The sequence below is a fragment of the Aeromonas taiwanensis genome (assembly GCF_000820165.1).
In the GTDB taxonomy this organism is placed as follows: domain Bacteria; phylum Pseudomonadota; class Gammaproteobacteria; order Enterobacterales; family Aeromonadaceae; genus Aeromonas; species Aeromonas taiwanensis.
This window is the reverse complement of record NZ_CDDD01000077.1, coordinates 16,883-30,722: the sequence shown is the minus strand read 5'-3', so window position 1 is coordinate 30,722 and position 13,840 is coordinate 16,883. Positions and strand designations below refer to the sequence as shown.

Annotated in this window: 10 protein-coding genes and 1 pseudogene; 9 read left to right on the top strand and 2 right to left on the bottom strand. The window is 54.9% G+C overall.

The features are described from left to right. From BN1136_RS13895 to BN1136_RS19935, 6 genes and pseudogenes are all read left to right on the top strand, one after another. Positions 1-1,782 (top strand): calcium-binding protein (locus BN1136_RS13895; protein ID WP_043808696.1); only part of this gene is annotated, 1,782 nt, incomplete at its 5' end. A 242-nt stretch (positions 1,783-2,024) separates the two neighbouring features. Beyond that, the gene (locus BN1136_RS13890; RefSeq protein ID WP_043760929.1) at positions 2,025-3,779 is read left to right on the top strand and encodes a type I secretion system permease/ATPase; all 1,755 of its coding nucleotides are present in this window, start codon (positions 2,025-2,027) and stop codon (positions 3,777-3,779) included. Beyond that, on the top strand, positions 3,776-5,122 hold the full coding sequence (locus tag BN1136_RS13885; RefSeq protein ID WP_052365681.1) for an HlyD family type I secretion periplasmic adaptor subunit: 1,347 nt from the start codon (positions 3,776-3,778) through the stop codon (positions 5,120-5,122). Before BN1136_RS13890 ends, BN1136_RS13885 begins: the two co-directional genes overlap by 4 nt. A gap of 105 nt (positions 5,123-5,227) precedes the next feature. Then, positions 5,228-7,180, top strand: a complete 1,953-nt coding sequence (locus BN1136_RS19940) for a multicopper oxidase family protein (protein WP_197068457.1) — start codon at positions 5,228-5,230, stop codon at positions 7,178-7,180. A gap of 64 nt (positions 7,181-7,244) precedes the next feature. Next, positions 7,245-7,880: an SCO family protein gene (locus BN1136_RS13870; RefSeq protein ID WP_043760922.1), complete on the top strand. Its 636-nt coding sequence runs from the start codon at positions 7,245-7,247 to the stop codon at positions 7,878-7,880. Between the two features lie 50 nt (positions 7,881-7,930). After that, positions 7,931-8,244, top strand: a pseudogene (locus BN1136_RS19935) (DDE-type integrase/transposase/recombinase); the annotation flags it as partial. Between the two features lie 47 nt (positions 8,245-8,291). Here BN1136_RS19935 and BN1136_RS13865 read toward each other — a convergent pair. Next, the gene (locus tag BN1136_RS13865) at positions 8,292-10,115 is read right to left on the bottom strand and encodes an ATP-binding protein (protein ID WP_043760921.1); all 1,824 of its coding nucleotides are present in this window, start codon (positions 10,113-10,115) and stop codon (positions 8,292-8,294) included. 5 nt (positions 10,116-10,120) lie between these two features. Further along, entirely contained in the window at positions 10,121-10,612 is a 492-nt protein-coding gene (locus tag BN1136_RS13860; protein WP_043760919.1) for a putative pterin-binding protein, read from the bottom strand. Positions 10,613-10,688: 76 nt separating this feature from the next. Between BN1136_RS13860 and BN1136_RS20260 the strand changes: the two genes are divergently transcribed. The 3 genes from BN1136_RS20260 (at position 10,689) to BN1136_RS13845 (ending at position 13,839) form a co-directional block, all read left to right on the top strand. Continuing rightward, entirely contained in the window at positions 10,689-10,853 is a 165-nt protein-coding gene (locus tag BN1136_RS20260) for a hypothetical protein (RefSeq protein WP_156135307.1), read from the top strand. Between the two features lie 98 nt (positions 10,854-10,951). Continuing rightward, on the top strand, positions 10,952-11,302 hold the full coding sequence (locus BN1136_RS13855; RefSeq protein WP_043760917.1) for an STAS domain-containing protein: 351 nt from the start codon (positions 10,952-10,954) through the stop codon (positions 11,300-11,302). A gap of 473 nt (positions 11,303-11,775) precedes the next feature. After that, positions 11,776-13,839 (top strand): SLBB domain-containing protein, encoded by a 2,064-nt coding sequence (locus tag BN1136_RS13845; RefSeq protein ID WP_231557886.1) that lies wholly within the window; start codon positions 11,776-11,778, stop codon positions 13,837-13,839. Position 13,840: the final 1 nt, after the last annotated feature.

Genomic DNA, 13,840 nt, shown 5'->3' with positions numbered 1-13,840 from the left:
GCCGCCAACGAAGGCACCGACACCGTTCGCACGACGCTCAACACCTTCTCGCTGGCCGCATTGCTGGCGGTCGAGAACCTGGTGTTCGCTGGCACCGGCAACTTCGTCGGCACTGGCAACGACCTCAACAACGTGATCGACGGTGGCGCCGGAGACGATGCGCTGAATGGCGCGAGCGGCAACGACACGCTGAACGGCAATGCCGGCAACGACACGCTGGACGGCGGAGCGGGCAACGATGCGATGACGGGGGGAGGCGGCAACGACACCTACATTGTCGACTCGGCTGCGGACACAGTGACCGAAGCCGCCAACGAAGGCACCGACACCGTTCGCACGACCCTCAACGCGTTTTCGCTGGCCTCATTGCTGGCGGTCGAAAACCTGGCGTTCGTCGGCACTGGCGACTTCGTCGGCACCGGCAACAACCTCGACAACGTGATCGACGGTAGTACCGGCAACGACACGCTGAACGGCGGTGCTGGCAACGACACGCTAAACGGTGATGCCGGCAACGACACCCTGAACGGTAGCACGGGCAACGACGTGATGGCGGGTGGGGTCGGCAACGACACCTACATTGTCGACTCGGCTGCCGACACCGTGATCGAGGCCGCCAATGAAGGTATCGACACTGTTCGCACGACGCTCAACGCCTTCTCGCTGGCCGCATTGCTGGCGGTGGAAAACCTGGCGTTTGCCGGCACCGGTAACTTCGTCGGTACCGGTAACGACCTCAACAACGTGATCGATGGTGGTGCCGGCAACGACACGCTGAACGGCGCGGGCGGCGACGACACGCTGAATGGCGGTGCCGGCAACGACACCTACGTCGTCGATTCGGCTAACGACGTCGTCACCGAAGCGGCAGGCGGCGGTACGGATACGGTTCAAACGGGGACTCTCGCCACCTATACGCTGGGCGCCGACGTCGAGAACCTGATCTACACCGGCAACGGCCCCTTCACCGGTAACGGCAACGGCCTTGACAACGTCATCACTGGCGGTGGCGGTGCCGACACGCTGAACGGCGGTGCCGGCAACGACACCCTAAGCGGCGGTATCGGCGACGACACGCTGAACGGGGGGGCAGGCAACGATACGATGGTTGGTGGAGCGGGCAACGACATCTACCTAGTCGACTCGGCTACCGACGTCGTGACTGAAGGTGCAAACGCCGGCACGGACACGGTGCTGACGGCCCTTGCTACCTATTCGCTTGGCGCCAACGTCGAGAACCTGACGAATACCGGCAACGGAACGTTCACCGGCAACGGCAACGGTCTCGCCAACGTCATCACTGGCGGTGGCGGTGTCGACACGCTAAGCGGCGCCGCCGGCAACGACACGCTGAACGGCGGTGCCGGCAATGACACGTTGAACGGCAATCAAGGCAACGACACGCTGAGCGGCGGTGTCGGCGCCGATATCCTGAATGGTGATGTCGGCGACGACAGACTGGACGGCGGTACCGGCAACGACACCATGAACGGTGGTGCCGGAGACGACATCTTCCTGTTCGGGCAGGGCAGCTTCGGCGCCGACGTGATCAACGGTTTTGATGCCACCGCGGGTGGTGGCCAGGATCTTCTCAACCTCACCGGGGCTGGGGTCACATCGGCGAACTTCCTCGATCGCGTGGACATTGTCGACCTGGGGGCAAACACACAAGTCACGGTCGAGGATGCCAATGGTGTGGCTCTCGGGACGATTCTGCTGAACGGCGTGAATGGCAATGGCCAGAACGTCATCACCATCCAGGACTTTGACTTCACGAGCTAGGAGACGAGTCGTACAAGCAATCAGTTTTCGAGGCCAGGGAACCGGCCAGAGAAAGCACAGAAGGCGCATCGGAGCCGCCGCCCCCAATCCTGTCGGGCGGGTGCGGCGGCTCCGGAGCGGGGGGACGTCATCATGACCAGAGGTGATGGCACCACCATGCTAGAGGGACTAAAGAGCCAGTTACTATTGACGACTTTAATCTGTAAATACCCAAGATAGCTGCCGCTATAAGGAGATAGGGTATGGCAAGCCAGCACCCGTCGAAAGAATTGAATAATGCCTTGGAGGGTACCAAGGGGGCCTTTATTCTACTGATGTTTTTTGGCTGCATTATTAATTTGTTAATGCTATCACCGGCGATCTATATGTTGCAGGTATACGACCGGGTGTTGGCTAGCCAGAATACGACAACCCTGCTGGTGCTGACATTATTGATCATCGGTTTATATATCCTGATTGCGATGCTGGAATCTTCCCGTGCCAGAGTGATGACCCGATTTGGCAATCGACTGGATGTCATGTTAAACCAGTTGGTGTTTAATGCAACATTCAAGAAGAAATTAGAAACTGGAGATAATAATCCAGCCCAAGCACTGACGGAACTGTCGCAAATTCGCCAGTTTCTTTCCGGCAATAGTCTATTCGCATTGATGGATGTGCCATGGACGCCGTGTTATCTATTGATTGCTTTTATCGTCCATCCGTTGTTGGGTTATCTCTCAGCTGGGGGCATATTGATTCTCTTTAGCCTGACGCTGGTGACTGAGTTTTCGACCAAACGTCAGATCCAGCAAGCGAATGAATTGACCGTCGACAGTACAAGCAAACTCAATAAACAATTGCAGAACACCGATGCCATTGAAGCGATGGGGATGCTGCCCAAGCTGAAACAGCGGTGGCTGGAGCAGCATAAGAAAGTGCTGATATTGCACACGCAAATCGCGGATAAGACCACGCGACTCAGCAGCCTTGGGCGTTTTGTTCGGGTATTGTTACAGTCCATCGCACTGGGTGCCGGTGCCTTGCTGGTGATCGATGGCGAAATCACTCCCGGTCTGATGATCGCGGCCTCCATTATCTTGGGGCGTGTGCTCAATCCGGTAGAGCAAGTCATCGGTAACTGGAAGCAATTTGTGCAGTTTCGTAGTGCATGGCGTCATATATCAGTGCTGCTGCAGGAGTATCCCGCTCCGAAGGAGGTACTGACCCTGCCTCGGCCGGTGGGCAATATTAGTATGGAAAGTGTCTTTGCCGCCCCACCTGGCAATCATACACCCACTCTCTGCAATATATCTTTTCATCTCGAGGCCGGGGATGTGCTCGGTATTATCGGGCCTTCCGCATCAGGAAAAACCTCACTTGCCAAGTTGCTGGTTGGCGTATGGAGTCCGCTATCCGGCAAAGTCAGATTAGATGGTGCGGATATAGCGTTATGGGATAAGTCACTGCTCGGTCCGTCACTGGGTTATTTACCACAAGATGTCGAATTGTTTGATGGCAGCATTGCCCAAAATATCTGTCGTTTTGATGCAATCAATAGTGAGCTTATCGTTGCCGCCGCACAGCTGGCAGGTGTACACGAAATGATATTACGGTTGCCACAGGGTTATGATACCCCCCTGGGAGCCGGTGGACATCAGTTATCAGGCGGGCAACGACAGCGTATCGGCCTTGCGCGTGCGGTCTACAACGATCCTGCGTTTATCGTCCTGGATGAACCAAATTCCAATTTGGATGATCTGGGGGAGGGGGCCTTACTCAGAGCCATCCAGATTCTGAAAACCAGACAAATAACCACGGTAATTATCTCTCATCGGCCAACCTTGCTTGGTATTGTCGATAAGGTACTGCTACTAAGGGATGGCGTCATACAAGAGTTTGGCGGGCGGGAAGAAGTATTTGCTAATTTAAGGAAGGCCAACATATTGAAGCCTGTTGCGATCAATCAAGCATCAGTAGCACCAGCAGGGGAAATCAAGAAGGAGGCAACAATATGAACCCACCCATTGTTCATTTGGCTGATCAACAGAACGTAGCCTCTGAAAATATGGTCGACACCAACATCTGGTCGCCACTGCTCGCTGGATTCATCACAGTATTGTTTGGTGTTGGGGGATTTCTGGCCTGGTCGATGCTGGCGCCATTGGATGCGGGGGTCGTCGCCGATGCCACTGTCACTGTGTCCAATAATCGGAAAACAATCCAGCACCTGAGTGGGGGGCGAATTATCGATATTCATATCAGTGAAGGGACAATCGTACATAAAGGACAACCTTTATTAACTCTGGATAAAACCCAGATTGAAATGAAGCACAGCACACTGAGTGCGCAATATTTAGTGGCCAAGAGTATCGAGGACCGCCTACTGTCAGAGCGGGAAAATCGGGCTGAGGTGTTGTTCAGTGAAAAATTGACCAAGGCATTCTCGCATAATCAGCGATTGAAAGAAGTCATGACGTTACAAGCAGAGTTATTCGAAACAAGGAGGCATGCTGTTCAAGGTGAAATTGCCATGCTTGATGAGAGTCTGAAAGGCGTTGAGCAACAGATTGGTAGTCTGAGTAAGGTAAGAGATTTTCGCGAACGCCAACTGACGTTGATCAATAAAGAGTTGGGTGCTGCTCGCAGCTTGAATGCAAAGAAATATTACCCTACAGCACAACTACTGGGGGTCGAACGTGAAGCCGCCGAGCTTTCTGGCAAGCTGTCAGAAGATATTCTGGAGATCGGGAAATTAAAAAGCCAACATAATGAATTGAAGTTGAAGCGTTATCAATTACATCATGAGTATATTCGTGATGTTGAGTCAGAGTTGACCCGTCAACAAAAGGAAATTGCGACGCTGGAGGATGAATTGATTGCGACTAAGCATGAATTGGATAATGTAATCATTCGTTCACCTATAGATGGCGTCATTCTTGATATGAAGGTAAGTACTATAGGTGGGGTGGTACAACCCGGTGAACAATTAATGGATATTGTGCCAGCAAATCAACCGTTACAGATCAATGCCATGATCCCTGTTCATGCCATCGATAAATTAATACCTGGCATGCCGGTTGAAATACTCTTTCCTGCCTTGAACCATGCATTGTTACCTTCCATTCCTGGTGAAGTGTTGACCGTGTCTGCCGATCGACTCGTGGACAAGGTAACGCAACGACCCTACTACCTGGCAGAGGTTCAAGTGACAGAAGAGGGAGTACGGCTGCTGGGCGTCTACCAGATCAAGGCTGGCATGCCCGCAAGTGTGACGGTGAAAACCGGTGAGAGGACGTTCATGAACTATTTGTTAAAACCTTTCCAGGCGCGATTACAATTGGCCTTGAAAGAAATTTAAATTAACGGACTGACATTTAATTCAATTCAGCCCATGACTGATTGTGCGGGGGCCCAAGCCCGGGTACATACATCCGAATCAACAACACATTAGCAAGGTTGACTTATGAATATTAAACATCATGACGTTGACACAGATGAGGTGAGCGTCTCAAACTATCCAGTTGACAGTGCTGCCGTGGTAGATGATCCGTCAGCATTGAAATCAAATAAAAAAATGACCAGAAGGGATTTTTTGCGATCGACAGGTATTTTATATGCGGCATCGGCAATGGTAGATACCAAGCACGCCCGTGCCGGAGATGATGACGATGAGGATAGCCCCCCACCCCCTGTGGTACCCCCCAGTCCGAGTACAATACCTTGGACGATCCACTTGCCTACAGAGATAAACTATCTGGCCCCAACCCGGAATATATCCCCGGCACCAACCAAAGTTTGTAACAAGATAGGTAGGCTTGTTGAAGCCGGGCGCGAACCACATCAATTATGGGAGTATTTTAATTCAAAATACAATTTAATGGATTATACCTACGAGATTTATGCCGTGCAGTTTGATGAGTGGACATACAATGAAGCATACCCCAAACAGCGGCATTGGGGTTATCAGGCTGATCCCGATGTTGCAAAGCTCAATCAATATGACCTTCTGAAATATAAAATCATGCCAAGCGTAGTGGTGGCAGCAAAATATGGTCAGCCAATTATTTGTCGAATTCATAATAATCTACCTCTGGATCATGATGGCTTTGGGACTCCCGAAATATCCACCCATCTGCATAATCTTCATACAGCCTCCGAGAGTGATGGTTATCCAGGTGATTACTATAGTGAGGAAATCGCCGGCCCCACGTTATCGTATGGTCCCGGAGTATATAAGGATCATCTATATGCCAATCTTAAGGCTGGTTTTACCGATTTGGTAAGATGGAAGGATGGTAAGGGAGATCCTACAGAGGCCTTGGGTACTTTGTTTTATCATGACCATACTGACAATTTTACGGCACCCAATGTATATCGTGGCTTGGCCGGATTTTATCTGTTATTTGATGAAAGAGATACAGGGAATGAAAATGATTACAGTGCTGATGCATTGCGGCTTCCCAGTGGTAATTACGACTATCCCTTCAGTATTGGTGATCGGCGCTTTGATTCCAAAGGTATACTCTATTACGATCAACTTCACCCAGAAGGTGTGTTGGGGGATAAAATTATCATCAATGGCCACATAGAGCCGGTTTGGGATGTCGTTGGAAGAAGGTACAGGATGCGCTTCCTGAACTCTGGTCCTAGCCGGTTTTATGATCTGGCTATCGTGGATAAAAACAATGTAATACAGAGCTTTACCTATATCGCTAACGACGGCAATCTGCTTAAGTATCCGCTGATGAATACCAAGAGCATAAGATTGGGAAGTGCAGAGCGAGCCGATATCATCATGGACTTCAGTCGCTATAGCACGCAGGGTAAACCTGTGGAGCTTTATCTTGTTAATCGACTGGAACAAACACAAACTAGTAAACCCGGTAAGGTTAGAACCCCGGGCCAACGGATAATGAAAATCATTGTTTCTCCCGGCATTGTTGATGATCCCAGTGTGGAACTTAAAGATGGCATGTTATTAAGGAATTTACCTGGGAAGTTCAGCAAGACAGAGGATGAATTAAGAAGACTAAATATACCTGTGCGGCGTTGGGTATTCGAAAATAAAAGTGGTCTGTGGGTGGTCAACGACAAATTATTTGATGCAACCAAAGCGGCAGTGACGGTTAAAAAGGGCTCCTCAGAGATATGGGAATTTGTAAATCCCTCTGGCGGTTGGGCACATCCTATCCATGTTCACCTTGAGGAGGGGCGTATATTGAGCAAAGTTATTGATGGAATCAAAGTACCAGTCCCGCCCCATGAGCAAGGGCGCAAGGATGTTTATGTGTTGGAACCAAATTCAAAGGTCCGTGTCTATCTGGAGTTTCGTGATTTCACTGGCAAATATGTTATTCATTGTCATAATCTAATTCATGAGGATCATGTGATGATGGTTCGTTGGGATGTTATTTAATGAGAGTGATAAAGTTTTATTGTGACGGATAGCATCGTTATATTAATGACTAAGGAGTCATAAGATGAATCTTGATGGCTACAATAGCAACCTACGGCGTCAAATTATATTGGGTTTGGGCGCTGTGGGAACCATGGCAAGTTTGCCATTAATTGCCGTTACGCAATCTAAAACCACCAAGGTGCCTTATCTCGGTCCGAGTAAGATACCGAATGTTTCATTATTGACACACGAGGGAAGGGAGGTGAAATTTTATGATGACATCGTAAAGAACAAAATTCTGGTCATGAACATGATGTATGTTGACTGCGTGAGCTCATGTCCATTGGCTACTAGCAATCTCATACAGGTCCAACGGCTAATATCAAAGAAAATGCAAGGTGCCCCCGTACAGATGTGTTCGTTAACCATAATGCCGGAGCAGGACACCGTATCCCACCTGTCTCATTATGTTAGGCAGCATAATATACCATCTGGTTGGTTATTTATGACCGGTGAGCCAGAGTTGGTGGATTTAGTACGCTACCGTTTGGGGTTCTATAATACTGATCCTGCTATTGATGGGATCGTTGCAACGCATACCGGCATGTTAAGAATTGGCAATGATAAAATTTCTCGCTGGGGCATGATGCCAACTCAGGCAAAACCGGATCAGATTGTGAAAATGATTGAACATGTAGCCAGATGGCCCACTGTGTAACCTTTAGCTAGGTAGAGCTTTTTCCAGAAACGTGTTTGAGAGTCTTTTAGGGACTGGCGTCCAGGCAACCCGGTTTTCATGCCTAAAGGTCGCCAGGGCAGTACGACCGGGTAGTCCGAATCTTCTGGCGCGTGAATTTGCTCCCCCGCAGCCCAATCAGGTGTGGCGATATCATTTACGTGTGGGTCGGTGGCATGACTTGGCGGCGGTGCTTGACCTCCATACCCGGCGGGTCGTGGGCTGGTCAATGTCTGACAGACCTGATGCTGACTTGGTAGTGAAAGTGCTCGAGATGGCGTATCAGCAGCGGGGGAGTCTGTCAGGCGTGCTGTTTCACTCCAACCAGGGGAGCCAATGCGGCAGTATGGTCAACATCGCTATCAGGCCCGGTGTCCAGCTCCGATGCACTGCTCAGGTTGGCGTGGTGCGGGTGAGGTTGCGCTTGAACTGTTCCCGTATCACGTGCCGGTTGATCTCGCCAAGCAGCGTCTCCTTGTTGATGGGCTTGGTGATATAGCCGTTCATCCCGTGGGACAGGTAGTATTGCTTCGATTCGGGCATGGCATCGGCGGTCAGGGCGATGATGGGAATGTCGGCCCAGGGCTGCTGTGAGGCCCGGATATGGGTGGTGGCCGCCAGTCCGTCCATGACCGGCATCTGCACATCCATCAGCACCAGGTCGAAGCTGGCTTGTGCCAGTTTGTCCAGGGCCTCTGCCCCCTGGACCGCCAGGGTGACCTGGTGGCCGACCGAATCGAGCATGGCGCCGATCACCTTGCGATTGGTGGCATTGTCATCCACCAGCAGGATGCGATAGCGCTCCTGTGCCACGGGTTTGGCGGGGAGGCAGACGATGGAGGGGGTCGTCACCCGGGCCGGCCAGCTGTAGGTAAAGGTGCTGCCACAGCCCTCCTGGCTCTCGACCGAGATATCCCCTCCCATCAGGCGGGCGAGGTTGCGGGAGATCTCGAGGCCCAGCCCGGAGCCGCCATATTGCCGCGTGATGGAGACATCGGCCTGGGAGAAGCGCTGGAACAGATTCTCTATCTGGTGGCGGCTCATGCCGATCCCCGTGTCCTGGATAGCGATGCGGATGGCATGGCGATCCTTGTCCAGAGCTTGGCTGTCCACCCTGATAGTGACGGCACCCTGGTGGGTGAACTTGATGGCATTGTTCAGCAGGTTGAACAGGTTCTGGCGTACCCGCAGGGGGTCCATCATCAGCCATTCCGGCGTGTCAGGGGCCAGGGTCAGGGAGAGCTGGATCCCTTTTGCGCTGCAGTTGTTCTGCATCAAGGCCCGGATGTCTTCCAGCAGCTTGGGCAGATGGCAGGGCACCAGCTGCAACTCGATCCGACCCTCCTCCAGTTTTGAAATATCCAGAATGTCGTTGAGCAGCCCCAGCAGATGGTTGGCCGATTCCCTGGCCGTCTCCAGATATTCCCGTTCTCTGGGCGCCATTGTGCGGTCAGCCAGCAGTGACAGCATGCCGAGAATGCCGTTCATGGGGGTGCGGATCTCGTGGCTCATGTTGGCCAGGAAACTGCTTTTGGCCCGTTTGCCAGCCTCGGCCTCGCGGTTGGCCTTGAGCAGCTTCTCGTTGAGCTGCTGCATCATCTTGTGTTGCAGGAAAGAAAGGTTCATCTGCCGCCAGATCAGCAGGGCAAGCACAAACAGCAGGGAAAACTGCAGCGCCGCGATCAGGGTGGTGATGATGATCTGCTTGCGCACGCCGTCGCGACGGGCCAGGTCGAACAGGGTTGCCTGCTCGTTGACCTCCAGGGTCAGCCGATGGAGCTGGGGCAGCAGCTGATCCAGTCCCTGGATCAGGGTTTGATGCGAGTGTGGATCCAGCGGTTTGTCCTGCTCAGGCCCGAGCCAGAGATCGGCCAGGGCAGTGAAACGGCGCATCTCCTTGCTGGCCTGCTGGTAGATGGGCGTATGTTGCAGCAGGTTGCGATCCTTGCTCTCCAGCACCAGGTCCATCCGGCTGACCAGGATGTCGTATCTGAGCTGGAATTTGGCTTGCGAGTCATGGCGCAGCGCATTTTGAAAGCGCAGTGCCTCGTTGTAGAGCTGGAAATAGTTCCACATGACGTTGTCTTCCCCCTGGCTGGTGCTGCGTGGCAGCTCCTGGAATTGCCGGTACTGGATGGTACTGATGCCGGCAAAGGCCAGCAGCAGGACACAGAGCACCACCAGCAGGGAACGTTGACTCGCTGCCATGGATTTCATGGGGTCTACTCCACCTTGATCTGGCTGATCTGCCAGATGGCGCGGCCGTAATAGAGCTTGTTGCGAAGCTCGGGGTACTGGTCGAACGGATAGATCAGGAACAGCGGCCCCTTGTCACGCACCGACAGCGGTTTGCCATTGATGCTGCGGGCCAGGATCACCTGATACCGGGTGGCATCGCTGGTGGGCACCTGGATCGAGTAGTCGTTGAGGGCGGTGATGGTCAGCTGCGTGCCGGTGGCGCCCACCTTGGCCAGCAGGTCGCTCAGACGGGGGCCACGGAAGACCTTCTCCTCGTCATACCAGGGGGTGTGGGTCTTGATCTCGTACTCGGGGAGCGCATCCAGCATGGCCTTGTCCCACAGGGCAGACTGCTGGTAGTTGGGCTGGGTGATGGCGCCTTCCACCCTGAGCTGCGCGCTGTCGGGATCGGGAGTCGCCTGGGCGGTAGCGCAAAGAATGGCCAGCAGGGGGGCTACATAAAAATTGAGTCTCATACCTTCCTCCATGAATCCGTTCGACGCTGACACCAGGAGAACCACAGGTGTCGGTAACAGAAGCAGGGCAAGAACCATGCCGAAGAAGCAGTGCCGCGATTTTCGGGGCCTGAGCACCGACATTCGGGAAGTGTCGCGCTTTTTCATCGCATTTTGCGAGGAAGGTGTCGGCGTCATGTTGCAAATTGGTAACAATTTCCCGAAAAGAGAGGTCGACATGGTGCGCCCTGGCGAGGGATAGCGAGCAAAGGATGGAGTCAGCTGGGTTCGGCATAGCTCTTGCAACGCTCTCGGTGTCATGGCGATGAGCCGTCTTGCAACAGCACAAGGAGCTTCAACATGGAAAGCATGACCTACACCCTGAATGACACCCAGGTAGTGGCCTTGGAAAACGAACTCGATGCGATGGCTGTCGGCGAGCTGCGCCCCCTGTTCGAGAAGTTGTCGGAGTATGCGGGGGATGTGCTCGCCGATCTGCGAGACGTGCATTTCATCGACTCGTCCGGCATCGGTGCCCTGGTGTTTCTGCACAAGCGCCTGGTCATGAACGGGCATCATTTAGAGCTCATCTGTGGCCCGGGCCAGCCCTATGACCTGCTGGAGATGCTGCACATCAACCGCTCCATCCCCTGTCATGAGAACGTCAAGGCTTACATGCTCGCTTCCGGCATGATGGCGGCGACATCATGAAACTCGGGTGCATCCTCTGGATGTGCGTGCTGGCCTCGGGCTGTACCCAATGGCCCCCGGAGGGCAGGGGAGGGATGGCCGAGGTGAGGCCCACCCGGTTGCCGTTAAATGAGGGTGAAGAGCGCCTGCTGTCGGGTTATGATGAGCGTCAACAGAGGCTCGATCAGCAACTGGCCGACTTGCAGCAGGCCCACCTGGGCGACTGCATGCCAGCCGGGCTGAAACTACTACAATCTCAACGAGTTGACATAGTTCGGGATATGCATGGCCGGCTCTGGTCAGAGGTCGCCTGGCGTCAGGCCATGCTGGCACAATCATTACAACAAGCGCGTTTGCAGCTGGAAAAGACCACCAGTGGAGGTTGTAGCGGTAACTGGTCTGGACTCCCCTTGCGGCAGTGGGGGCAAACGTAGCGAACAAAAAGGATCTCTATGGTTCGGGGCGCTATCAAAGGATTGATTGGTCTTGTTTTCTTGCTGTTTACCCACCCCTTGCTGGCCAGCACCCTGTTGGCCCCCGGGGACAGGCTCTCAATCGTGCAGCCGGGGGAGGCGGCATTTGATCAGCCCTTCCAGATCAACAAGCAGGGGCAAATCACCCTGCCCGAGGTGGGGGACGTGGGGGTAGGGGGCAAGACGCTCCCCGAGGCCGAGGCCATCATCCGCACCGCCCTCAATCCCGTCTACAACAACCTTTCCCAGTTGACGGTGACGCTCCTGGAAAAACGCCTGCTGGTGAGCGTCATGGGCTATGTGAAAAAGCCCGGCAGCTATGACCTCGCCCCCGACGGCAACATACAGATGGCGCTCGATGCCGCCGGCGGCCTGGTGCCGGGGGCCCAGCTCAACAACATGCAGGTGCGCCGCGGCGACAGCGTCTCCAGCTTCGACTACAAGCGCTATCTCGATACCGGCGATGCTGCCCTGCTGCCCCCGCTGCAATCCCTCGACGTGGTGTTCGTGCCCGCATCCCCCCTCATCGGCAACGTCCAGATCGACTTCGATGCGGCCACCCTGGCGGCCGGGGGCGATGGCGACACCGGCAAGGCGATCAAGGTATTTGGCGAGGTGAACAGCCCGGGCGCCTTCAGCTTCAAGAGCGGCAACTCCATCGTGGATCTGCTGATGCGGGCCGGCGGGGTGACCCGCTTTGCCGGGGTGGAGCGGATCCGGGTGATCAACGGGGACGCCCCCGAGCTGTTCGATCTCAAGGCCTATCTCGATTCTGGCAACAGCAAGCTGCTGCCCGCCCTGGCCCCCGGGGCCACCATCTTCGTGCCCAAGGACGAGGAGCAGATCAAGCGGGGGGCGCGCACCATCTACATCATGGGGGAGGTGTTCAAACCCGGCGCCTACGAGGGGCGGGAGGGGGACTCCTTCCTCGATATCCTGGCCAACGCAGGCGGCCCGACCCGCTATGCGGAGAGCCGCCAGATCCGCTTGCTGCGCACCGACGGCACCGTCGAACCCATCGATCTGCAGGCCTATACCGAGGGGATGCAGAAGGCGCTGCCCCAGATAAGGCCGGGGGACGCCATCTTCATCCCCGAGAAGACCGACATCAACGAGAAGTCCTGGCTCAAGGTCGCGCCGGGGCGGGCGGTGATGGTGATGGGGGCGGTGCGCATTCCCGGACGCTATGAATGGTCTGACGAGATGTCCCTGCTCGATCTCATCGCCCACGCCGGCGGTCCGAGCGAGCGGGCCGACATCGCCAAGGTGCAGATCCTGACGGCGGAAGGGGGAATGGCGACGCCCACCGTCTTCGATCTCGACAAGTTCCTCCATCAGGGGGGGGCCCTTGGCAGCCTGCCCAGGATCCACGCCGGCTTCACCATCATGATCCCCGAGCTGCCCACCGATCCCAGCGACAACAAATCCCAGTGGGTGCGCCAGTCACCGGAGAGCTCCATCTACATCTTCGGCCAGGTCGGCGCCCCGGGCCGCTACGCCTTCAACGATCAGATGGGCTTTATCGACATCCTCTCCGCCGCCGATGGCCCCACCGCCGCGGCGGATTTGCGCAACGTGCGCATCGCCCATCGTAACGGCAGCACGGCGCGGGTGAGCAAGCTGGATCTGGCCCTCTACTTCGAGACCGGCGACGAGACCCTGCTGCCAAAAGTGCTGCCGGGGGACTCCATCTACCTGCCGGAGAAGAACCGCCCCTGGCTCGACGAGCCCAAGGAGAACACCATACGGGTGCTGGGAGCCATCTCCCGGCCCGGCCGTTATCGCTTCAACTCCTCCATGACCCTGCTGGATCTGCTGGCGGAGGCCGGCGGGCCGACCAGCTCGGCCTATATCAAGAAAATCGTGGTGATCAACATGGCGGCCAGCGGCCAGGGGGATCAGGCGCGCACCTTCGATCTGGACGGCTTTGCCAAGGAGCCTGATTTCAGCAAGCTGCCGGTGCTGAGGGCAGGGGACACCGTCTTCATCCCCGACAGCAAGAGCAGCAACTGGGCCATCTTCATGGACGGGATGCGAGACATCCTCACCACCATCTCGGTCGTCGCCCTGATAGGAACCCTGTGAG

Bases quoted from the DNA above. Each gene is read 5' to 3' on its own strand.
- BN1136_RS13885 (WP_052365681.1), top strand. From the start codon at position 3,776: ATGAACCCACCCATTGTTCATTTGGCTGATCAACAGAACGTAGCCTCT.
- BN1136_RS13860 (WP_043760919.1), bottom strand. From the start codon at position 10,612: ATGAGACTCAATTTTTATGTAGCCCCCCTGCTGGCCATTCTTTGCGCT.
- BN1136_RS13855 (WP_043760917.1), top strand. From the start codon at position 10,952: ATGGAAAGCATGACCTACACCCTGAATGACACCCAGGTAGTGGCCTTG.
- BN1136_RS13865 (WP_043760921.1), bottom strand. From the start codon at position 10,115: ATGAAATCCATGGCAGCGAGTCAACGTTCCCTGCTGGTGGTGCTCTGT.
- BN1136_RS13870 (WP_043760922.1), top strand. From the start codon at position 7,245: ATGAATCTTGATGGCTACAATAGCAACCTACGGCGTCAAATTATATTG.
- BN1136_RS19940 (WP_197068457.1), top strand. From the start codon at position 5,228: ATGAATATTAAACATCATGACGTTGACACAGATGAGGTGAGCGTCTCA.
- BN1136_RS20260 (WP_156135307.1), top strand. From the start codon at position 10,689: ATGCCGAAGAAGCAGTGCCGCGATTTTCGGGGCCTGAGCACCGACATT.
- BN1136_RS13890 (WP_043760929.1), top strand. From the start codon at position 2,025: ATGGCAAGCCAGCACCCGTCGAAAGAATTGAATAATGCCTTGGAGGGT.